The sequence below is a fragment of the Autumnicola tepida genome, from assembly GCF_031846485.1.
GTDB classification, from domain to species: domain Bacteria; phylum Bacteroidota; class Bacteroidia; order Flavobacteriales; family Flavobacteriaceae; genus Autumnicola; species Autumnicola tepida.
The window spans coordinates 48744-69672 of the sequence record NZ_JAVRHQ010000010.1 but is presented as its reverse complement, the minus strand read 5'-3'; the positions used below and the strand labels follow the sequence as shown (position 1 = coordinate 69672).

Here is a 20929-nt window from a genome sequence, read left to right as displayed (position 1 = left end):
TTAATTATAAATGGGGTTTAAATTTTCAAGGGTGCAAATATAAGAATTATATCTTCAATATTTCAAGCCTAATTCATTAAATAATAAAGGAATAAACAATTATAATTGCAATTCCATAATTTAGTCTATGAATTTTTCCCGACAGCTGGTAAGCTGGTATTTAACAAATAAAAGAGATTTGCCCTGGCGCCAAACCCGTGAGCCATATAAAATATGGCTTAGTGAAATAATGTTGCAGCAAACCCGGGTGGAGCAGGGAATGCCTTACTACTATCGTTTTGTTGAAGCATTCCCTACTGTTTTCGACCTGGCTGAAGCTTCGCAGCAGGAAGTTCTTAAACTCTGGCAGGGACTGGGTTATTATTCCCGTGCCAGGAACCTGCATGAAACCGCTAAATATATAGCTGGAGAACTTTCTGGTGTTTTTCCTGATAACTACAAAGGCCTGCTTGAACTGAAAGGGATTGGAGATTATACCGCCAGCGCAATTGCATCTATTTGTTACAATGAAGCGGTAGCGGTGGTAGACGGTAACGTGTATCGTGTGCTGGCCCGCTATTTTGCTGTTGAAACGCCTATAAATACACCTGCCGGGATCAGGGAATTTAAAAAGCTGGCCGCTGAGATGCTGGACCATAATAATCCTTCTACCTATAACCAGGCAATAATGGAATTTGGGGCGTTGCAGTGCAAACCAAAAAATCCGCTTTGCGAAACTTGTCCTTTAAATAATAGTTGCCTGGCACTTCAGCAGAAAAAGATTGGCGTTTTACCTGTCAAGCTGAAAAAGGGAAAAATCAGGAAGCGGTATTTTAATTATCTTGTTTTTCAGAATGAGGAAAACACCACACTTCTCCACCAGCGTACAGGCAAAGGAATCTGGCATGGTTTGTATGAATTCCCCCTGATTGAAACCAAAGAGCAATTAACTGCCAAAGAGTTCCTTTCCGCAGAAGAAGTGAAGGCAGCTGTGGGAGAAAACAGTACAGTGCAACTTTATAATGAAATGCCGGTAGTGCACAAATTATCGCATCAGCATATTTATGCGCGCTTTTGGCTGGTGGAAAGTGGAAATTTGTCAACAGAGGCTATTCCCATGGATAAAATTGAAGATTATCCGGTGCCGGTGCTTATCCAGAATTTTCTGAATGAATACGAACCTTCAGATTATTAGCTGAGTTTCCTCCGAAACTCAAGTTAAAAAGAAAAAGAGTTAAAAAGTTAAAAGTTTGGATTGCTGTATTTCCATTCTCCATTATCAACTGTCCATTTCCCTATCACTCTTCACTTTGTAGGCTTATATTGTAAACTGTAAGGTGGGCTCTAAATTTTAACTCTTCCCTCATTTTTTCTCTTTTCTTTCCTCTTGGCTCTTTACTCTTCTACCTATTTTTTCCTGATTCTTGCAGCGGTCATTTCTCTTTAATAGAGCAATACTGCTTTCATATAAATTTTCTGTCGATAAGATTATTGCGCCGGCAAAATTTTCTGTATTTTACATCTTATTATTTTTAACATGGTTGCCTGGATTTATCTTCCTGAAGCTAATTATTTTTAGCTTTGCGGAAATTTTCAGTACAACAACCAGGAGAAATTTAAGAAAGATGACAGGAACACTTAACAAAGTAATGCTCATTGGGCACACAGGAGATGATGTAAAACTGCATTATTTTGAAGGTGGCGGTGTTATTGGGCGTTTTCCATTGGCTACCGATGAGAGTTATACCAACCGAACCACCGGGGAAAGAGTGAACAACACCGAATGGCACAACGTGGTGGTAAGAAACAAAGCTGCTGAAGTTTGCGAAAAATATCTCAAGAAAGGAGATAAGGTTTATGTGGAAGGCCGTATTAAAACCCGCAAATGGCAGGATGACCAGGGAAATGAAAGGTATTCTACCGAGGTGCAATGTACAGACTTCACTTTTCTAACTCCAAAAGGAGAGAGTGGAGGCGGTTCTTCTGCTCAAAATACTCAAAATTCGCAGGGATACGGCGCTGGAAACCAGTCCAAAAATGATACCTTTGCAAATCAAAATCAACCGATTGGACAAAACGAAGAAGAAGACGATTTGCCATTCTAGAGTTTAACTAAAATTTTCGCCTTTGGATCCGGAACCTCCCAGTTTGTTTTTATTTTGGGCCGCTTTCAATTTTACCCAGGTAATAAGCCTCATTATCTTATTGCTTTTATTATTCTGCTCGGCACTCATCTCGGGAGCCGAAGTCGCTTTTTTTTCCCTTACTCCGGCTAATTTTATAACCGAAGATGGAAAAAGGACCAAAACCCAGGAAATTGTTATCAGCCTTTTGGATAAACCCAAGAAGCTGCTGGCAACTATACTTGTTGCTAATAACTTTATCAATATTGCCATTGTCCTGCTTTTTGATTCTTTAGCCGATGCTCTTTTTGGCGGAATGGATACCGAACTATGGGGTATAGATTTTAGGTTTGTGCTGGAAGTGGGGGTAGCTACATTCCTCATCCTGCTTTTTGGTGAAATTTTACCGAAGGTTTATGCCAGCAGGAACAACGTCCGGTTTTCTAATTTTATGGCTTATCCGCTAAATGTGCTCGATACACTTTTATCTCCGTTAAGCACTCCTATGCGGGAAGCCACGCTTTATATTCATGAGAAATTTGGGAAAAAGCGTTCTTATATTAGTATAGATCACCTGTCCCAGGCGCTGGAGCTAACCAGCGAGGAAGACACTTCTAAAGAGGAGCAAAAAATCCTGCAGGGAATTGTTTCCTTTGGGAATACCGATACCAAGCAGGTTATGCGGCCAAGAATGGATATTTTCGCCCTGAATGAAGCCGATACTTACCAGGAAATCATTCCTGCTATTATAGAAAATGGTTATTCCAGGATTCCGGTTTATAAGGAGAATATAGATAATGTTTCGGGTATTTTATATGTGAAAGATTTGTTGCCTTACCTGGAAGAAAAAACTTTTGAATGGACCAGCCTTCTTCGGGAGCCGTATTTTGTTCCTGAGAATAAAAAACTGGACGATTTGCTAAACGATTTTCAGAGTAAAAGAAATCACCTGGCGATTGTGGTAGATGAATATGGCGGGACCAGCGGGCTAATTTCCCTGGAGGATATTATTGAAGAAATTGTAGGGGATATAAGTGATGAGTTTGATGATGAAGATCTTATTTTCTCAAAACTGGATGAAAATAACTTCATTTTTGAAGGTAAAACTCCGCTGAAGGATTTTTATAAGATCATAAAGCTGGAAGATACCACGGGATTTGAAGAGCAAAAAGGAGAAGCCGAAACCCTGGCAGGATTCCTCCTGGAGATTTCGGGAGGATTTCCGAAGAAAAATGATGTGATCACTTTTCTTAATTACAGTTTTAAGGTTGAGGTAATAGACGACCGGCGAATCAAACAAATAAAAGTAAGCATCGCACCAATATGAAGCTGAAAAATGTAATTTTAATTTTTCCCTTCCTGCTTTGGGCCTGTGCAGATGATCCGCAGCCTAAGCCTCGCGCTTTTCTGGCCCTGGAATACCCTGAAGCCGAATATTCCCGCGTGGATATTGGCTGTCCTTATTCTTTTGAAAAAAATGAGCTTGCTGCTATTTCTCCTTCACTTACCAACACTCCCTGTTGGATAAACCTGGATTATGGATCAATGAACGCTGCTATTTATCTCACCTACCAGCAGGTGCATAATAACCTGGATTCTCTGCTGCGCGATGCTCAAAAGTTACCTTTGCAGCATACCATTAAGGCAGACGCCATTGAAGGTGATGTTTACACAAACGATGTGAGGAACACATACGGGATGTTTTATGAAATTTCCGGCGATGCTGCCTCCCAGGCACAGTTTTATTTAACTGATAGCACAGAGCATTTTCTTACCGGCTCTGTTTACTTCAATAGCTTGCCTAACTATGACTCTATAGTCCCTGCAGCCGATTATATTGAAAGAGATATGCGCCACCTCATGGAAAGCCTGAGCTGGGAATAATCTTCCTGAGGGCAGTATCAGGGTCATTAAATCAGCACATAAACCGGTATATAGTACACTAAAACTTCTTTAGTTTAGTACGGATCATTTTCCAAATATTTCTGCGGAAGAAATTAGGCTCCCGAAAGAGGAAAAACTTTATTTAATGCTTTGAAGCTTCGCAGGAATTTCGATTTTTGCGCTCTAAAACTTTGTAATGCCTGCGAAAAATTTAAAATGGATTTACCTGATCTTGCTTTCCCTTGTTTGGGGAAGTTCCTTTATCCTTATTAAAAAAGGGCTTGTGGGCCTGTCGGCCTTGCAGGTAGGTTCCTTCAGAATTATTTTTGCCGCTTTGTTCCTCATCCTCGTGGGCTTTAAATCTATCCTGAAATTAACAAGACAGCAGTGGAAGTGGGTTGTAATTTCAGGTTTTCTTGGCTCCTTTTTTCCGGTTTATCTTTTCTCTTTTGCTGAAACAGAAATCGACAGCGCCATTGCTTCTATCCTTAATGCCACGACACCCTTACTTACTCTTATTTTTGGCGGACTTTTCTTTAAAGCAATTTTTACGCAGAATAAATTATTTGGGGTGGTAATTGGGTTATTAGGAACAGCCGGGTTAATTCTTAGCCGAGCAAGTGTAAATCCTGGCCAGAATTACTTTTACTCCGGATTGGTGGTTTTGGCTGCAGGATTCTATGCCATAAATGTGAATATCCTGAAGACTTACATGAGCGACATTTCAGCATTAGGGATAGCAGCAGGAAACTTCTTTGTATTGCTTTTTCCTGCACTGGGGATGCTCTGGTTTTCCGGATTTTTCTCTTCGGAATTTCCCGGGCCTGAAGTTATTTCTTCCATGGGCTTTGTGGCGATATTAGGAATAATTGGCACCGGAGTAGCCATGATTATCTTCAATAGATTAGTGCAAATTTCAGATCCTGTTTTTACCACTTCCGCTACCTATACCATTCCTGTGGTGGCTTTGGGCTGGGGAATTCTGGATGGCGAGGTATTTAGCTTCTGGCAATTGTTTTCAGCGGCAGTTATTTTGCTAGGGGTTTTTATTGTGAACCGGGCAAAGAACCTTTATACAAAAAAGAGGAAACAGGCCGTATAAAAAAAGCCGGCTTCTTTATAGAAAACCGGCTTTTCCAACATTAATAAAAAACTATTCCTGGAAATCTGAAGCATCTACGCCTTCATTTACAAGAATCTCGCTAACATTAAATTCAAATGTCTGAGGTCCTGCAGACTGCGTGATTGTGTAAGGAAATTTTACACCGCTTACTTCCTGATAATTACTGTAGCCGGTTGGAACACTCATGGTTTGCCCTCCCTGGCTTACTGTTTTCACAGATTTTACTTTTAAACCGCTTTCCACATCATAGTACACAGTTTGGTTTTCACTGGGAGCTATTGCATAAGCATCTTTCCTATCTACCTGCTCTATTCCTTTTAGTTCTGCGCCTGCTGCATCAAGTTCAGGAAAAGGAGAGGCATCGGCTTTGGCAGCTTTAATTTGCTCGTCGGTATAAGGGATTTTTTGCCCCTGTGCCAAAATAAATCCGGTTTCTCCGTTGAATATCTGTTTATTCATTGTGTTTCCTCCCATAGAGACTTCCTGGGCGAGTTTTCCTTCGCTGGTCCTCTTCATTTCAAGGCCCAATTTCATGCCCTGTACTTCTGCTTCAGCAATTATAACTACGCTTTCCACATCATTTACGGCGTCTTCGCCACCAATAGCTTCAATATACTTGTTATATACTTTTTCAACAGTCATGGAAGGATCCATGTTTTTATTGTAATCTGGCTTTTCGGTAGGTTCCGCATATTTATTATAATATTTCACCGGAATATCTTTCCCGTTATAGGAAACTTTCTCCAGGTTTTCCAGTACTTCACTGCCTTTTCCCACCACAATTATGCGGGCGTTGTCGGCAAGGAAATATTTTTTGGCAACCCTCTCAACATCTTCAACGGTCACCTCATTGATCCTTTGGAGGTAAGTCTCGTAAAAATCTTCTGGTAAATCTTCGGTTTCCACATCTAAAGCAAGGCTGGCAAGGGTCGCAGGTTGTTCCAAAGACAAAACAAAATCTCCGGTGTACTTAGCTTTCGCATTTTCCAGTTCCTTTGTACTAACCTGCTCATTTCTCATTTTATAGATTTCATCTAAAAAAGCCACTACAGCACTGTCAGTCACCGCGTTTCTTACACTTGCACTGGCAACAAAAGTAGCCGCGCCATATTTGTCATTTCCAGTCCTGGAATAGGCACCGTAGGTATAGCCTTTATCCTCCCTAAGGTTAAGGAATAAACGGGCTTCCCCGCCACCACCAAGGATTTTATTGGCTAGAAGAGCAGGGAAATAATCCTCGTCCTTCATTTTTAGGTCTATGGTATTTACAACAGCAATTTCACTTTGCACCGCATTTGGCATATCCACAAAATCAATTTGCGTGTTATCCACATTGGTTACTTCAGGAATATTGTTTTCAGGAAGGCTGCGTTTTTCCCAGCTGTTGAAATTTTTCTTTACCAGCTTTTTTACATTGCTATAGTCCACGTCTCCCACTATAACCAGATAAGCATTTTGTGGTACAAAGTAATTTTGGTAGAAATTCTTGGTATCTTCAAGGCTAATACCTTCAACTGTTTCCTGAGTGGTAAATTCGCCGTAAGGATGTTCTTTGCCATAGGCAAGGGCAGATCTTACCCTGGAGGCAGTAAAGCCTACGTCTTTCTGGCTTGCCTTTAGGTTCTCGATTTGCCTGTCCTTGGCTTTTTCAAATTCTTCCTGAGTGAACTTAGGATTCAAAGCTCCGTCTGCCATTAGCTCCAGGATCCTTGGGAAATATTTAGAAAGAGCATTGGCATTAGCCCCGCTGGAATAAAAATTAAGCCTTGCCCCAAGAAAATCTACTTCTTCGTTAAATTTATCTTTGGAGATGTTTTGCGTTCCTGTACCAAGCAGGTCTCCTGTAAGTCCGGAAACGCCGGCTTTTTCTCCTTCGGTAAAAGGTGGGTTGTCCAATCTTAGCGCCATGGAAACTCTGGGAAGTTTGTGGTTTTCAACAACCATGACCTTTAGTCCGTTATCCAGGGTGAAACTTTTTGGCTTTTCTACATTTACTTTTGGAGCCGGGCCTGGCTCGGGTTGTGTGCTTCGGTCTATTTGCGCACTGGCTCCAACAGAGATGAAAAGGAGGAGTGCAAAAGCTAATATATTGTTTTTCATTATTCTTAAAATTTAATTTTTTATTCTACGTTGCTGCTTTCTGGTAAATACTCAAGAACCACTCTTTGGTTAGGCTTAAGATATTCGTTGGCCACTCTTTTAATATCTTCTCTTGTAATTGATCTGTAAATTTCAATTTCTTCATTTATAAGATCGGTATCCCCGTATAACAGGTAATTACGGGCTAAAGAATTGGCTATTCCGGCAACGCTGGAATTTGAATTTACGTAGTCGCTTTCGGCTTTATTCTGAAGTTTCTGAAAGTCTTTTTCAGAAATAAGTTCATTTCTGAGTTTGGCGATTTCCTCTTCCATTTCCTGGTTAAGGGTTTCTAAAGAAGTGTCTCCCAGCGGAAGGGCGAATATGAGGTACATCCCGTAATCTTCCTGCTCAAGGTTAAAAGCGGCTACCTGTAGCGCCTGTTTTTGATCGTCTACCAGCTTTTTGTAAAGCTTGGAGCTGTTCCCGCCACTCAGGTAATCGGAAATCATGTTTAGGATATAAGAGTCCTTATCGGTAAATTCCGGAGTTCTGTAAGCAAGAACGGTGGCAGGAATCTGGATGTTTGGATCTGTGGCAGTAGCGTTAATCTGCTCTGTGATTGGCTCTTCTTCCGGGAGGTTCCTGTTGATTTCTTCCCCTGAAGGAATAGGGCCGAAGTAATCCTGGATCATTCTCTTTGTTTTGGAAATATCAATGTCCCCGGCCACTACTAAAACAGCATTATTAGGTACATAGTACTTGTCGAAATATTCTTTAAATTCATCAAGCGTTGCAGCATCAAGATCTTCCATGTATCCTACGTTTGGATCTTTGTATGGATGCTTTTCGAAAAGATTTGATGAAACAGATTGTAACAGGTTGCCGTAAGGAGAATTATTGTATCTCATTCTTCGTTCTTCCTTTACCACTTCATTTTGGGTGTCTACACCTTCCTGTTTAATTATTGGGTGCATCATCCGTTCGGATTCCATCCAAAGGCCCAGTTCCAGGTTATTGGAAGGAAAAATTTCATAATAGTAAGTCCTGTCATTGGTGGTATTGGCATTGTTGCTCCCTCCATTGGAGCTTACAATTTGGAACCATTTGCCTTTTGGAATATTTTCGGTTCCTTCAAACAGCAGGTGTTCAAAAAAGTGGGCAAAACCCGTCCTGCCTTCTTCCCGGTCTTTCCCGCCAACATGGTACATTACTGAAGTAGCAACTACCGGGGCAGTGTTGTCCTGATGTAAAATCACATGCAGGCCGTTATCAAGGTTATACTCGGTAAATTCTACCTCCTGGGCGTTACCATAGCTCCCAATAAAAAGGGCTATGGCCAATGTGGTAATCTTGTGGATCATTTTTTAACAGTTTTTTTTAATGCACAATATAAGGATATGAAATGTTCTATATGTTACAGGATTATGACTTTTATTGAAAAGCCCCTGTTATATAGGGTTAAAAAACAAAATTAACATGCTGTTAAGGCATATTGCGTCATATTTTCCTGAAATTTATATCAAATAAGTTTGATCATGAATAAACTAAGCATCCCCTTAAAATACGGAATTTTTACAGCTATTGCGTTAATTGCCTATTTTTTGATCTTATCGCTTTTCGGGTTGAATGTTTTTCCTGCTTATAGTCTATTTAACGCGGTAATTACCGCAGCTGGAATGTATTTAGCTATAAAAAAATACAGGGATAAGAAGGGTGATAAATTCAAATACCAAAAAGGCTTCGCCACCGGAATGTATACAGGCTTTGTTGCCACTATCCTTTTTACGGTCTTTTTCGCTGTTTATGCTGCAGATATCAATCCGGAATTTTTCCATGAACTGGTCGGCATGTGGGAATCTGAATATGAAACCCCGCTCGGCCTGGTGATCTTTGGAGTGGCACTTATGGGGGCTTCTACCACTGTTGCCCTTACACTTACTTATATGCAACTTTTCAAAAGATCGTGGAATACTAAAGAAGGAAATAAACATCGTTTATAAATTTTCAGAAAACAGATAAAGGCTTTGCTAATTAATTAATTAGAATTATATTTGCACCCGCTTATAAATAAGCGAGATTATCTTTAGATAAATAAATTTAATTAATTAAACACGCTATGTACGCAATTGTAGAGATAGCAGGGCAGCAATTTAAAGTTGCAAAAGACCAGAAAGTATTTGTACACCGTTTGGCGGGAGAAGAAGGAGACGACGTTTCTTTTGACAAAGTTCTTCTTGCCGGTGATGGTGACGATGTTACTCTTGGCGCCCCGGCTATAGAAGGCGCTCTTGTAGGAGCAAAAATCACCCGTCACCTAAAAGGGGACAAAGTAATTGTTTTTAAGAAGAAAAGACGTAAAGGTTACCGTGTTAAGAATGGTCACCGCCAGGCTTTAACTGAAATCCAGATTGGAGATATCACCCTTAAAGGTGGTAAGAAATCTTCCTCTTCAGAAAAGACTGAAAAGAAAGAAGAAACCAAAGCTAAATCTGATAGCACTTCTGAAGACCTAAACAGCAAAACTGTTGTGGAATTAAAAGAAATGGCTAAAGACAGAGGAGTTGAAGGGTATTCTTCAATGAAAAAAGCAGAACTGATTGCTGCATTAAGCTAATTTTATTAATATTTTAAAACTGAAATAAGATGGCTCACAAAAAAGGAGTTGGTAGTTCCAAGAACGGTAGAGAATCAGAATCGAAACGCTTAGGTGTTAAGATCTTTGGAGGACAGGCTGCCGTAGCCGGGAATATCATAGTAAGACAAAGAGGAACTGCACACAATCCAGGTGAGAATGTGTATGCAGGGAAAGACCATACATTACACGCCAAAGTAGACGGTGTAGTGAAATTTACTAAAAAGAAAGATAATAAATCTTATGTTTCTGTAGAACCATTTGAAGCATAGGGAATTTCTTTTCGAAATAAGATGAAGCCTCCGGACAACCGGAGGCTTTTTTGTTATAAAATCAATCCATTGAAAGGATTATATTAGGCATTTCAATGTGTCGTCAGGCTTCGCTGGTTCCTTTTCCGGAAGTAAAAACCACATCATCTTGTATAAAACTCATAGCCCCTTAGCTTTTTCAACGATCTGTTTAAACTCAGCTTTAAAACCATGTTCATCGGGAAGATTTACTTCATCTAACCAATATAGTACTTTATCATAGCTGCTGGAGCCTTTAAACTGGGAATCTGATAATAGCATAGAAAAAGAAGATATGCTTGCCGTAAATTTCATATAATCAGAGGACTGTTCAAAAGAATTTTCATCGTCAAATATCTCTAATTCCATAGCTGAACTTGTATTACTGGCTGGTTGCTTGTATCGAAAATCTATAGTAAAAGCCGGTAGCTCAAAATCAGAGTTAGCGGCAGGAATAATCTCATAAAGTGCAGTTATATTCTGCCCGGCACCAATTTCGCCGGCATCTTTTTGGTCGTCTTCAAAGTCTTCTTCATTTAAGATCCTGTTTTCATATCCTATAAGCCGGTAGGCTTCAACATTTTTCGGGTTAAAGTTTACCTGTATTTTTACATCTTTAGCTACAGTATAAAATTTATTGTAGTCGTAGATAAAAACCTTTCGAAGTTGCTCAAGGTTGTCCAGATATTCGTAGGTGCCATTTCCGTTGTTGGCTATTTGTTCCAGTGCCGCATCGTTTAAGTTACCCCGGCCAACTCCAAGTACTGTTATAAAAATTCCGGATTCCCTTTTTTCTTCAATAAGGTCTACAAGTTCCTCCTGGCTGGAAATACCTACATTAAAGTCCCCGTCAGTTCCAATCACCACCCGGTTATTTCCATTTTCAATAAAGTTTTCCTGAGCTATTTCATAAGCGGTTACAATACCTTGTGCACCAGCCGTACTGCCTCCCGCACCTAACTGATCTATAGCATTCTTAATCTTCTGTTTTTCGCTCCCCGGAGTAGATTCCAAAATCACCCCTGCAGAACCGGCATAGGTCACAATTGCTACTTTATCTTCATCGTTCAGTTCATCTACAAAATATTTGAAACCGTTTTTGAGCAATTCCAGTCTATCTTCGCTGCCCATGGAGCCTGAGACATCAATTAGAAAAACGAAGTTCGAAGATGGCAGGCCTGCTTTTTCAATAGATTTGCCTTTTATGCCAATGCGTACGAGTTTGTTGGCATTATTCCATGGGCTACGGCTAATCTCCCCGTTGAGAGCAATAGGGTGGGAATCATTGTTAAAGTTATAATCAAGGTTGAAATAATTGATCAGTTCTTCAGTTCTAATTGCTCCTTTAGGAGGTAGCTGGTTTTCCTGCATAATGAACCTTCTTACATTCGCGTAAGAGGCGCCATCAGCATCTATTGAAAAAGTTGAAACAGGTTCTTCTGCAGTGTAAATAAACTGATTTTCTTCATATTCGTTGTACGAATCTCCCGGTAATGAAATTATTCCGGGGCCATACGATTCATTGCCAATGTACCTTTCTGTACCGGTTTGATCTGTTTCGCAGGAGAGCTGGATTAAAGCAAATAAAATCAGAAAGCGTTTTAAATTTTTCATGTCTAAGAGGTTATTATTTAATAGATGCAGAAATATTAAAATAGTTGCGTGGGTGCATCAATCGATTTTATAGACAGGGAAGCCCGACTTTAAGTGGAGAAAAAAACATGAGAAATATTAAAGCTGTTCATGTTTTTAAAATGATGCTATGCCGGCTATAATTTTATTTTTCTGTTTTTTTATACGTGATTTATTCCGATATCACTGAGGCTTTTGATTTATGAGCATTACCAATGCCGGTTTAGCAAATAGAAGATGTACTCAAAAAAACTACTTAAATAAAAATTTGAACCACTGCCCAATGTTCTTCTTTAAAATATACAATTTGGAAGGCATTAATTTTTCTAAATCCAGATTGCCGGTGATTTCTGTAATAGTTTCTCCGTGGACAAAATTCAGCTTTTTTCATGTTTCAGGTTCCAGATAAAATAGGTTTTTGAACTTATGATAATTTTCCTGGTTAACTTCTCTCCATTTCTTAAGGAAATCCTCTGTGCTCATTTGGTGGGAATGTCCCCAGTTGTTAAGTTTAGTCCTGATTTCTTCTTCACTACGGGAGAGGCATTCATGTATTACCAGTGTAGGGATGTAGATCACCTGCTTTTTTGTAGTTCTCCCGGTAACATAATTTGGGTAATTAGTCGCAAACTTTTTATTTCGCAACCGGGAAACATATGTCATCTTTGGTATATTATATAGGTTCACATAGTAGCCGGCAATTTGGATCTGGTTTTCTGCGGCTCCTTTAAATACAATTTCTTCGCTTTAGTTCTTTGGTAATCTTTAAAATTTACAAAGTATTCATCGCTGTCTATTTGGATAATTCAGTTTCCGGCTCCCATCTTTAGTTCTCTCACCTTATTTTCCATAACATTAAGATGCGGGTCGTAAAAACTATCACGATAAACCTCTATCTTATTCCGGTGATCATAAGAAGTAAGCCAGTTAAAAAAGCTTTCCTCAACTCTAAAATTTTGTCCGGACCAGGTATTTAAATTTTTATTGAGAGCTATGGTGATAGATCGGCTTCTTCATATGTCAGCGGAAGTGAATTATTAAGCAGTCTCTAATCGTAAGACATTAAAAATCCAACCTGAATTTTTCTCATTTACCTGTTTTTGAAGAAGTGTAATAATAATGAAATTCTGGCTAAATACGTTTAGCATTTTGAAAAGTAGCTCGTTTTGATAGTTTTCCTGATTTAGAAAATAACTTTTCAATATGTCGTAGTAATTTCCTGCCAACAACGTCATCCGCTCCAAAGTTTAGTCTTGCTGCAGCCATTGGTAGAATTTTATCGAGTTATCTAAAAGCTCGCAAATACATTAGCCGGAATCCAGCCAAGCGTTTAGACCCAAATCAATCCGCTTTATCCAAAGTTAGCCCATTCAGAAAAATTAAGATGGCGTTTGCCATCTTTAACATGATTATTTAAAAAAAGGTTTACCGGCGCAATATTATTGTACCAGGGATAAGCGGTATTATTTGAGTGGCAGTCATAACAGGATTCCACTAGAATATTTGAAACTGCTTTGGACATATTCTCAGTTTTGGCGATATCTGTTGTAGGAACTTCGTTATAAATATTTTTCTCAGGCCTGAAAAACTGCAGGCCGAGCAAAATTATTATCAGTACAATTAATCCTGATTTGATTATTTTCTTCTTTTTCGCCACCTTAAAAAACTTAAAATTACCTACTCAACGATAAAATTTATTCCTGCTGAAATTAAATTTGATTTCAGCCCGGAGTTTCGCTTATAATACAAATATCGCAGGTCAATACTTTTCATATGTAAGCTCCACAGATGAAATTGTGTAAAAATATCGGTATAATTTACCCCAAAGCTATATTGGTTAGCTGAAAACCGGGATAAATCGTAATCTGAAGTATAATACTCTTCACTGGAAGTATGCATTTCATAACCTGCAAAATAATCGGCTGCGGTTTGCATGTAATATCTATATGAGGGATATAAGGTGAATTTGGTTCCCAACTTTATGGGGATTTCAAGGCTTGCTGTATGAGATTGGATTCCCCAGTCATCATTATAAAACCGGTAATATCCCCTTAATACAAAGATTTCGTTCAGGTAATAATTTAGTCTTCCGCCGGCCGCTACTTTAAGGCGGTTATCAGGTAATTGCTCAATGGCATCGGCTAATTGGAAATCTTCAATAAACGAATTTTCTATATCTCTGAAATACACCCGCTGAAAGGGTGTAGACAACAATCCGCTTTGCTGCACAAGATCTAACGCAATGGAAGCCTGCATTCTTTCTGTTAGGATTTGGGAAAAATTAAAGCCTAATGAATATGAATTTCGCCCTTTATCTGTAAATTCAGAAAAAACAGGATTATAACCGGCATTTCCGGTGATATGGTAGCGGGAAAATAATGCATCGCCGAGCCTTTTCCCATGTTCACCAAACGGCCTTAATTCATAGGGGTAAATGGGATTCCAGGTATCGAGAAATACATTCCCGTTTACGGTGAGTTCTGTATTTTTATCGTTCCACAATTTTGTGAAACTTCCTCCAAAACCTAGAGAAAAATAATCATATTCACTTGCTACGGAAAAATTAGCCGTCCAAATCTTGTTGCGGTCATTGGAACTATGGCTGTAAGTAGCATTAAGATTCGCCCAGGTATCACTTTGAGAAGCACCTGAAGAAGCGGTAAAAGGATCTGCCGGCCCCGAGCCATCAAAAGGGTCTACATTGCTCGAAGAGGTTGAAGTATAAGCGGAAACCCCGGCATCAATCGTTAACACATCATCTGCATTCAGCGGAATGGAAACCACAATAGTAGGAGTGAAATCTGTAAGTTCCTCGGTTCCTTTTCCTCCGGAAACCGCGGCGTTTTCACCGTCCTGCGAATAATAGCTGGTTAGGAAATCTATTTCGGTATTTTCCAGAACCCTTTTCTTATAAGCGTTTTCTTCGGAAACCTGCTCCTGGGCAGAAACACTAAAAATTCCGAAAATAGCGAAAAATACCAGCAGGTTGAATTTAAGTTTTAATTGCACCCGCATCCTCCTCCTGTTTTTCCTCCATTGGCACCGGAAGCTGCTTCCCGGTAAGAATGGAAATTTGTTTGAAAGCGGTCCAGTTTCTTTGTTCCCAAAACCATATCGGGATCGTTAATGTAAACCTTCTCGTATTCTTTAACTGCAGAGCAGGAAAAAAGGCTTACCACACCAATCCCGCATATTATTTTTTTAATCATTTATATGCATTGATTTCTATATGATCTGAAGTGAAAATCTTCCCTTCAGAATCAATAATTATACATTCAATTTCTGGTAGCTGGTTTATCCTGTTTAGGCCCACTTCTTTACCCATTACAAATACCGAGGTCGCCAGGGCATCGGCCAGTTCAGCTTTGGGGGCAAAAACGCTAACGCTAATAATGCCGGTGGCCGGATAGCCGGTCCTGGGAGCGATAATATGAGAATAACGGGTGCCGTTAAATTCTACAAATTTTTCATAATCTCCGGAGGTTACCACCGCTTCATTATTCACAGGCAAGAGGGCAAAAGCCTTGTTTTTATCCAGCGGATTGGTAATGGCAACTTTCCATGCTTGCCCGGTAACCTGTTCGCCCCAGGTATTCATATCTCCGGAAGCGTTTATGATTCCTGCTACGACTCCTTTTTGCTGAAGTAAAGCTTTGGCCTTATCTGCCGCATATCCTTTCCCAATAGCGCCAAAACCAATCTTCATTCCTGGTAATTTCAGGAAAACGCTCTGTTCTGCTTCATTAAGAATAATATTTTCGAATCCCACCTTTTCAACTGAAGCTGTTATCATTTCTTCGGAAGGCATCGTTTTCATGCTGCCATCAAACTTCCAGATCCTGTCCATGGAAGCATAACTAATATCAAAAGCGCCATCGGTAAGTTTTGAAATTCCCTTAGCTCTTTTAATCAATTCGAAGAGTTCGCTGCTGACCTTAACCGGACGTAGGCCGGCATTTTTATTAACAGCCGAAGTTTCTGAAGATGGATCCCAGGAAGAGATCATCTTTTCAATCCGGCTAATTTCGGCAACAGCGGTATCTATATATTTATTTCCTTCGGCTTCATCCAGTGCCACAACCGTAATATCAAACCGGCTGCCCATTAACTTCAGGGTTCGTTTGATGGTGGTTTGCTGGGCTTCCGCAGAAAGAACCGTTAATAAGAATACTATGAATAACAGTTTTTTACCAGTCATTAATTTATATATGAATTAAGCATGGCGATATATTCCTTCGGTGTCGTTTTTTTATACCCGGCGTCTCCCAAGACCCTGCCTTTTTCATCTAAAATCACCACGTATGGAAAGTATCCTCTGGAATTATATTTTTCTGCCAGTTTATCGTTTTTTGCCTGTTGCTCTTCAGAAAGGGCATTTTTGATTCTACGTGGGAAATCTGCCAGCAACATCACGTAATGGTCCTGGGCATAATTTTTAAATTCTTCTGTGCTCCAGATTTCTTTGGTAAGTTTTATACACGGCGCACACCAGTCCGATCCCTGGAAAACAAGAACAATAGGTTTGTCCTCTTTTGCCGCTTCCTTTTTCGCAGTTTCAAAATCTGTTTTCCATTCCTGTGCAGCAGTTATCTGAAAGCTGAATAAAACTATAAATATTATGATTAGTTTCTTCATATTTTTTCTGTATTCACCCGGCATTATTTTTTAATGCCTATTTTTTTAGAGTATTAGCAATTTGTCTTTTAATTGTGCGATATTTTGTGATTTTCCTTTCTCCAAAATTTCTCTTCCGAAGGAGGTCGAAAATCTTTGGGATTCAAGGAAACTTATGTTCATAGCCAGCCAATCTTCTTCAGAGTAATGATGATTGAAGATAATTTTCCATTCTTCCCTTAACAATTGATTTCTTTCAAAGAAATCAGAAGTTCCTAAATGAAAAATATCTGCATCACAAAGAATTTTACTTTCCAGGTTTTGAGGCTGCTGTGGCATACGAGTGGCAGCAATGCATTCTTCAATCTTTTTAATTTTGGAAAACGAAAACCCTTTGGAAAATAAGAAACGGGAAGCCAGGCAGATACTAAATTTCTCATGCTGTTTATAAGATTTTAGAAATCCAATGTCGTGAAACCAGCCGGCAATAATTACCGGCTCCATAAACGTTGCAGGGAGGTTTAAAAAATTTCCTATAGTTGCTATATGCTCTACAACCTGCCGGGTATGATCCAGATTATGATATGGCATTGACGTACAGCGTGGTGCCGATAAGAGATTTTCGCAATGCAATCTTACTTCATCAATCAATATATTTCTACTTTTAATTATCTAAAAGTAATTTTTCTACATGCTCTGTTTTTATATGCTAAAAGTAATTTCTTATTCTAAAGTTATGCTGAAGACTTTCTTAAGATTGGCTTAAAAACAACGCTGAAGCTGCTCCCTTTATCTTTAGTGCTGGTAACCTTAATTTCGGCCTCAATAGCTTCAGCGGCTTTTTGTACTATGGAAAGTCCTAACCCGCTTCCTTTGATTTCTGAATGTTCCAACGCCGATGAACGATAAAACGGATTGAAAATTTTGTCTAAATCCTCCTGTTTTATCCCAATTCCTTCATCTGTTATCTTGCATAGTAGTGTATCATTATTTTTGGTGAGTTGAATTGTTAATGTTGAATTGTTATAGGAATATTTAGTAGCGTTTCCTATAATATTATTTAGAATAGCAAAGGCGTAGTGGTAATGCACGTAGAATTCTCCGGCATTTTCAGCATTAAAAATCAGTTTTAGGTTTTTGGCCTTTAATTCTCCGGAATGCAAAGAAATAATTTCGTCTAAAATAGTCACGATTTCAATATGTTCTTCTGTTTTGTTGACGGCCTTTTTATCATAACGGGCAAGGGATAGCAATTGTTCTATTATAACGCTCATTCTGTCAATTTCAGACAAGCTGTATTTAATTGTATTTTCATATTCAGCTTTACTTCGTTCCTTTCTTATCAGTACCTCAAGGTTACCTCTAATGGAAGCTATTGGCGTACGCAGCTCGTGGGAAGCGTCACTGGTAAACTGTCGTTCCCTTTCCAGGGCTTGTTCTATCCGGTCCAGCAGTTCATTTATGGAGAAAGAAAGATCGAATAATTCATCTTTATTCTCCGGCAGGCTTACGCGTTCGTTAAGATGATACCTGCTTATCCTGTTAGTGGTCCTGGTGATTTCAGTAATAGGCTTGATACTTCTTCCTGCCAAAAATCGTGAGATAAAAAATAAGCCAAATAAAATTACGGGATAGCAAATAATTAGGATCCATGCAAGCCTGGAAATAATTTCCTGCGAAGCTTCAAAAGACATGGCGGTAATAATATACCCGTAGTTTTTCCCATTTTCTGAAAATCGAACCTGGACCTGCCGTATAAGCTGATCTTTTAAATAAGTGTTGAAATGCGAGCCGTTCTCTTTTTTCGGAAAAAACAAAAGTTTATCTTCTTTAAGGTTAGGAGATTTATCTGAAATATACCTTCCTGTACTATCCATTATCTGGACAAAAACCGGGTTTACCTGTACTTCCCTATGTTCCCGCTCCTCCCATTCTTCCCTGTCCAAAAATACAGGCTTCCCATTTTCCAAGCCTGTTTCGCGAAGATGCATGGCAGCTTCGTAAGAAAGGTCTTCATCCAGGTTTTGATAAATTGTACTTTTAACCAATATAAAAACGGTGAAAAAAGCAATAGCAATAACAAGTGCCGTTGCCAGCATATAATATAACGCCACCCTGCTTCTAAAGCTTAGTTTCATATTTCTTTTGCTATATAACCTAATCCTCTTACAGTTTGAATGTAGTTTTCATCCTGCCCCAGTTTGAGCTTTTTTCTAAGTGCATTAATATAAACATCAATTACCCCGGTATTGTAACTGAAGTTGATATCCCAAACTTTCTCAATAATCCTGGTGCGGGTACAAACCCTTTCTTTGTTGCGTATAAGAAATTCCAGAAGTGCAAATTCTTTGAAGGTGAGGCTTACTTCTTCCCCATTTTTAAAAACCTGGTGAGTGCCAGTGTTTAATTCTACAGGCCCCAGAGTAAAAAGCATGTGTTCACCTGATTTTGGCCTCAGCTGTACCTTTATCCGCTCCAGCAGTTCCTGGAAATGGAAAGGCTTTTTAATGTAGTCGTTGGCTCCTGCCTGCAGTCCAAAAATGGTTTCCTCCACAGTATCCTTTGCAGTTAAAAAAATTACCGGAGTTTCCTTGTCTTCATCCCGTAACCGGCGGCAGATTTCAATACCGCTGATTCCCGGGATCATCCAATCCAGGATTATAAGGTCATACTGGTTGGACAAAGCTCTGTCCAGACCCTTCCTCCCTTCTGCAACCACCTCTACAAAAAATGACTCTTCTTCCAGGCCCTGTTTTATAAAACCGGCAATACCAGGTTCATCTTCTACTACAAGAATATTCATAACGTGTAATTTAGTTACTGTAAAAATACCACTCGCCAATTTTGGTCTTTTTCGGTTTGTATTCCCCAAGATCAACAGGTAAACTTTCCAGGTCCTTCTGTTTTATCATCAGGATGGTTTCCGGGTTTGCTAATTTTTGTTTCAGGTTTTCAACCTGTTTGGTATTGGCAATATCCAAATAATTGGCAGCCATTTCTCCAGGTTCAAACTGGGTTTCCCTATTGGACCTGAAATTCTTATTATGAATAGTAATCACATTTTTATTTGTGTAAATCCTTGCAGACGGAATTAGTTGATCATAAACCAGTAAAGTAGATGAATTGGGAAAAGATTTTTCTGCTTCTTCAAAAATATTTTTGTAGCTGTGAATAGCGGAAGGTTTATTAAAGCCGAAGCTTACGAATAGATATACCAACAGCATCATAAGACCTATGTTGCCGGTTGTGATAGTAAAAACGGCTTTTGTGCGGCTGTTCCAAGCCAGGATAGCTACCAATACAAGAACTAACACCGAAGAAAGTAAATAAAAACTGTTTAAAAACAGGTAAATACACCCACTAAAACCAATGGTGAAAAATTCAACCAGGATGATGTTCTTTGTGAACCGGTGCAGTTTATTTGAACCGTATGTTAAGATCTTCGCAGCCATAATAGCCACAAATGGAGCCGATGGAAGTAAATAAAGTATTAGTTTGGAAGAAAAGCAGGAGAAGGCAAAAAGATTTAGGATTATAGTCCATGTAATTATTTTGTCGGGCCTGGCACTCTTATCTTTTGAAGTGAAAAATTGATAGGTAATAATATAAAAGAATGGAAAGCAGAGTAATGGGATAAATGCTAAATAGTACCAGAAGTTTTCTTCCCGGTGAAACACTTCGGCATTCATTACACGGTCCTTAATGTGGTGGTTTATAAAATAAGTCCACAATTCGGGTTTTTCAGAAATAATTAAAGCAAACCATGAGGTAGCCAGCAGGAGGCAAAAGATTGTTGCTGCTATTTCATGGAAACCTATTTTCCAGGAGGATTTAGAGTAGTATTTATGCAGTGTTACAAAAATTAAAAACGGCAAAAATGCAACCGGCCCTTTGGTGAGAACCCCCAGCGCTAATAGTAAAGCGATAAGGTAGTGGTATATCTTCTTCTTGTTAGTAAAATGGCGGAGATAGCAATAAATTGACCCAAGCACAAAGGTGTTCAGGTAGGCATCGGTTGTTAAGTTAAGTACTGAAATTAACACCAGGGGAAGGCTGGCGTAAATCACTATGGCAAGCCTGCTTAGAGAAATATTCCGGTATAATTCCCAGGCTATCTGGTAGACAAGGTACATTTGTATTGCTACGGCCAAAACCAGGAAGAACCTTGCGCCAAATTCATTTACACCAAAAATTTGATAGCCTAAACTTGTAATAACATAGGTTAGTGGGGGTTTATGAAAATGTAAAATTCCCAGCAACCTTGGGTGTATCACGTCTCCAGATTTATACATTTCCATGCCAATTTCAGCATACCTGGCCTCACTGCTTTCGGTAAGGCCTGGAAAATTTATCGCAATAAGTAAAAATAATACAATCCCAATAGAGTAATTAATACTTGTCCTGTCCATTTACCTCTTTAATCTTACATTCGATTACCTAAAATGGGCCTGCTCTTCCATTCTTTCTTTTGCTAACTTAGATTGCTATTCTAAAGATTTGCTTAAGATTGATGATTATCTTTATAGAACTAAGGCTCATACTTTTGCGTTGAAGGAGGCTGAAATAAGTG

At 39.2% G+C, this 20929-nt stretch carries 22 protein-coding genes; 8 read left to right on the top strand and 14 right to left on the bottom strand.

The window, feature by feature from the left end; translation table 11 throughout:
* Positions 1–127 precede the first annotated feature (127 nt).
* From mutY to RM553_RS09760, 5 genes are all read left to right on the top strand, one after another.
* On the top strand, positions 128–1174 hold the full coding sequence (mutY, locus tag RM553_RS09780; protein ID WP_311534738.1) for an A/G-specific adenine glycosylase: 1047 nt from the start codon (positions 128–130) through the stop codon (positions 1172–1174).
* A gap of 430 nt (positions 1175–1604) precedes the next feature.
* Entirely contained in the window at positions 1605–2084 is a 480-nt protein-coding gene (locus RM553_RS09775) for a single-stranded DNA-binding protein (protein ID WP_311534737.1), read from the top strand.
* A 22-nt stretch (positions 2085–2106) separates the two neighbouring features.
* Positions 2107–3429, top strand: a complete 1323-nt coding sequence (locus RM553_RS09770) for a gliding motility-associated protein GldE (protein ID WP_311534736.1) — start codon at positions 2107–2109, stop codon at positions 3427–3429.
* The gene (gldD, locus tag RM553_RS09765) at positions 3426–3986 is read left to right on the top strand and encodes a gliding motility lipoprotein GldD (RefSeq protein WP_311534735.1); all 561 of its coding nucleotides are present in this window, start codon (positions 3426–3428) and stop codon (positions 3984–3986) included. Before RM553_RS09770 ends, gldD begins: the two co-directional genes overlap by 4 nt.
* 196 nt (positions 3987–4182) lie before the next feature.
* On the top strand, positions 4183–5088 hold the full coding sequence (locus tag RM553_RS09760; protein ID WP_311534734.1) for a DMT family transporter: 906 nt from the start codon (positions 4183–4185) through the stop codon (positions 5086–5088).
* A gap of 51 nt (positions 5089–5139) precedes the next feature.
* Here RM553_RS09760 and RM553_RS09755 read toward each other — a convergent pair whose 3' ends face one another.
* Together RM553_RS09755 and RM553_RS09750 are read right to left on the bottom strand one after the other, a co-directional pair.
* Positions 5140–7209 carry a M16 family metallopeptidase gene (locus RM553_RS09755; protein WP_311534733.1) on the bottom strand — a complete coding sequence of 690 codons (2070 nt, stop codon included), beginning with the start codon at positions 7207–7209 and terminating at the stop codon, positions 5140–5142.
* 20 nt (positions 7210–7229) lie between these two features.
* Positions 7230–8552: a M16 family metallopeptidase gene (locus RM553_RS09750; RefSeq protein ID WP_311534732.1), complete on the bottom strand. Its 1323-nt coding sequence runs from the start codon at positions 8550–8552 to the stop codon at positions 7230–7232.
* Between the two features lie 174 nt (positions 8553–8726).
* Here RM553_RS09750 and RM553_RS09745 point away from each other — a divergent pair, with 174 nt between their 5' ends.
* The 3 genes from RM553_RS09745 to rpmA all read left to right on the top strand — a co-directional run bounded on the left by RM553_RS09745 (position 8727) and on the right by rpmA (position 10095).
* Positions 8727–9191 carry a DUF4199 domain-containing protein gene (locus tag RM553_RS09745; protein ID WP_311534731.1) on the top strand — a complete coding sequence of 155 codons (465 nt, stop codon included), beginning with the start codon at positions 8727–8729 and terminating at the stop codon, positions 9189–9191.
* Between the two features lie 116 nt (positions 9192–9307).
* Positions 9308–9805, top strand: a complete 498-nt coding sequence (rplU, locus tag RM553_RS09740; protein ID WP_311534730.1) for a 50S ribosomal protein L21 — start codon at positions 9308–9310, stop codon at positions 9803–9805.
* Between the two features lie 29 nt (positions 9806–9834).
* Positions 9835–10095 carry a 50S ribosomal protein L27 gene (gene rpmA / locus RM553_RS09735; protein ID WP_311534729.1) on the top strand — a complete coding sequence of 87 codons (261 nt, stop codon included), beginning with the start codon at positions 9835–9837 and terminating at the stop codon, positions 10093–10095.
* Between the two features lie 159 nt (positions 10096–10254).
* Here the strand turns inward: rpmA and RM553_RS09730 are convergent, their stop codons facing one another.
* The 12 genes from RM553_RS09730 to RM553_RS09675 all read right to left on the bottom strand — a co-directional run bounded on the left by RM553_RS09730 (position 10255) and on the right by RM553_RS09675 (position 20768).
* On the bottom strand, positions 10255–11727 hold the full coding sequence (locus RM553_RS09730; RefSeq protein WP_311534728.1) for a vWA domain-containing protein: 1473 nt from the start codon (positions 11725–11727) through the stop codon (positions 10255–10257).
* A 405-nt stretch (positions 11728–12132) separates the two neighbouring features.
* Positions 12133–12408, bottom strand: coding sequence for a hypothetical protein (locus RM553_RS09725; protein ID WP_311534727.1), 276 nt, complete (start codon positions 12406–12408; stop codon positions 12133–12135).
* A 468-nt stretch (positions 12409–12876) separates the two neighbouring features.
* Positions 12877–13011 (bottom strand): hypothetical protein, encoded by a 135-nt coding sequence (locus RM553_RS09720; protein ID WP_311534726.1) that lies wholly within the window; start codon positions 13009–13011, stop codon positions 12877–12879.
* An 85-nt stretch (positions 13012–13096) separates the two neighbouring features.
* Positions 13097–13402, bottom strand: coding sequence for a heme-binding domain-containing protein (locus tag RM553_RS09715; protein ID WP_311534725.1), 306 nt, complete (start codon positions 13400–13402; stop codon positions 13097–13099).
* A gap of 20 nt (positions 13403–13422) precedes the next feature.
* Positions 13423–14760 carry a DUF3570 domain-containing protein gene (locus RM553_RS09710; RefSeq protein ID WP_432271456.1) on the bottom strand — a complete coding sequence of 446 codons (1338 nt, stop codon included), beginning with the start codon at positions 14758–14760 and terminating at the stop codon, positions 13423–13425.
* Positions 14745–14954: a DUF4266 domain-containing protein gene (locus tag RM553_RS09705; protein WP_311534724.1), complete on the bottom strand. Its 210-nt coding sequence runs from the start codon at positions 14952–14954 to the stop codon at positions 14745–14747. The genes RM553_RS09710 and RM553_RS09705 overlap by 16 nt, the downstream gene beginning before the upstream one ends.
* The gene (locus RM553_RS09700; protein WP_311534723.1) at positions 14951–15943 is read right to left on the bottom strand and encodes an FAD:protein FMN transferase; all 993 of its coding nucleotides are present in this window, start codon (positions 15941–15943) and stop codon (positions 14951–14953) included. Before RM553_RS09700 ends, RM553_RS09705 begins: the two co-directional genes overlap by 4 nt.
* Positions 15943–16380, bottom strand: coding sequence for a thioredoxin family protein (locus tag RM553_RS09695; protein ID WP_311534722.1), 438 nt, complete (start codon positions 16378–16380; stop codon positions 15943–15945). The genes RM553_RS09700 and RM553_RS09695 overlap by 1 nt, the downstream gene beginning before the upstream one ends.
* 45 nt (positions 16381–16425) lie before the next feature.
* Positions 16426–16950, bottom strand: coding sequence for an HD domain-containing protein (locus RM553_RS09690; RefSeq protein WP_311534721.1), 525 nt, complete (start codon positions 16948–16950; stop codon positions 16426–16428).
* Positions 16951–17093: 143 nt separating this feature from the next.
* Positions 17094–18497, bottom strand: coding sequence for a sensor histidine kinase (locus RM553_RS09685; protein WP_311534720.1), 1404 nt, complete (start codon positions 18495–18497; stop codon positions 17094–17096).
* Positions 18494–19162 carry a response regulator transcription factor gene (locus RM553_RS09680; RefSeq protein WP_311534719.1) on the bottom strand — a complete coding sequence of 223 codons (669 nt, stop codon included), beginning with the start codon at positions 19160–19162 and terminating at the stop codon, positions 18494–18496. Before RM553_RS09680 ends, RM553_RS09685 begins: the two co-directional genes overlap by 4 nt.
* Before the next feature lie 10 nt (positions 19163–19172).
* Positions 19173–20768, bottom strand: coding sequence for an ArnT family glycosyltransferase (locus RM553_RS09675; RefSeq protein ID WP_311534718.1), 1596 nt, complete (start codon positions 20766–20768; stop codon positions 19173–19175).
* Positions 20769–20929 lie beyond the last annotated feature (161 nt).

What these genes read in the sequence shown, in the direction of transcription:
- RM553_RS09700 (WP_311534723.1), bottom strand. Translation starts at nt 15,943, where the DNA reads ATGACTGGTAAAAAACTGTTATTCATAGTATTCTTATTAACGGTTCTT.
- RM553_RS09710 (WP_432271456.1), bottom strand. Translation starts at nt 14,760, where the DNA reads ATGCGGGTGCAATTAAAACTTAAATTCAACCTGCTGGTATTTTTCGCT.
- RM553_RS09690 (WP_311534721.1), bottom strand. Translation starts at nt 16,950, where the DNA reads ATGCCATATCATAATCTGGATCATACCCGGCAGGTTGTAGAGCATATA.
- RM553_RS09720 (WP_311534726.1), bottom strand. Translation starts at nt 13,011, where the DNA reads ATGGCTGCAGCAAGACTAAACTTTGGAGCGGATGACGTTGTTGGCAGG.
- RM553_RS09705 (WP_311534724.1), bottom strand. Translation starts at nt 14,954, where the DNA reads ATGATTAAAAAAATAATATGCGGGATTGGTGTGGTAAGCCTTTTTTCC.
- RM553_RS09775 (WP_311534737.1), top strand. Translation starts at nt 1,605, where the DNA reads ATGACAGGAACACTTAACAAAGTAATGCTCATTGGGCACACAGGAGAT.
- RM553_RS09755 (WP_311534733.1), bottom strand. Translation starts at nt 7,209, where the DNA reads ATGAAAAACAATATATTAGCTTTTGCACTCCTCCTTTTCATCTCTGTT.
- RM553_RS09685 (WP_311534720.1), bottom strand. Translation starts at nt 18,497, where the DNA reads ATGAAACTAAGCTTTAGAAGCAGGGTGGCGTTATATTATATGCTGGCA.
- RM553_RS09695 (WP_311534722.1), bottom strand. Translation starts at nt 16,380, where the DNA reads ATGAAGAAACTAATCATAATATTTATAGTTTTATTCAGCTTTCAGATA.
- gldD (WP_311534735.1), top strand. Translation starts at nt 3,426, where the DNA reads ATGAAGCTGAAAAATGTAATTTTAATTTTTCCCTTCCTGCTTTGGGCC.
- rplU (WP_311534730.1), top strand. Translation starts at nt 9,308, where the DNA reads ATGTACGCAATTGTAGAGATAGCAGGGCAGCAATTTAAAGTTGCAAAA.
- RM553_RS09760 (WP_311534734.1), top strand. Translation starts at nt 4,183, where the DNA reads ATGCCTGCGAAAAATTTAAAATGGATTTACCTGATCTTGCTTTCCCTT.
- rpmA (WP_311534729.1), top strand. Translation starts at nt 9,835, where the DNA reads ATGGCTCACAAAAAAGGAGTTGGTAGTTCCAAGAACGGTAGAGAATCA.
- RM553_RS09675 (WP_311534718.1), bottom strand. Translation starts at nt 20,768, where the DNA reads ATGGACAGGACAAGTATTAATTACTCTATTGGGATTGTATTATTTTTA.
- RM553_RS09725 (WP_311534727.1), bottom strand. Translation starts at nt 12,408, where the DNA reads ATGACATATGTTTCCCGGTTGCGAAATAAAAAGTTTGCGACTAATTAC.
- RM553_RS09750 (WP_311534732.1), bottom strand. Translation starts at nt 8,552, where the DNA reads ATGATCCACAAGATTACCACATTGGCCATAGCCCTTTTTATTGGGAGC.
- RM553_RS09745 (WP_311534731.1), top strand. Translation starts at nt 8,727, where the DNA reads ATGAATAAACTAAGCATCCCCTTAAAATACGGAATTTTTACAGCTATT.
- RM553_RS09680 (WP_311534719.1), bottom strand. Translation starts at nt 19,162, where the DNA reads ATGAATATTCTTGTAGTAGAAGATGAACCTGGTATTGCCGGTTTTATA.
- RM553_RS09730 (WP_311534728.1), bottom strand. Translation starts at nt 11,727, where the DNA reads ATGAAAAATTTAAAACGCTTTCTGATTTTATTTGCTTTAATCCAGCTC.
- mutY (WP_311534738.1), top strand. Translation starts at nt 128, where the DNA reads ATGAATTTTTCCCGACAGCTGGTAAGCTGGTATTTAACAAATAAAAGA.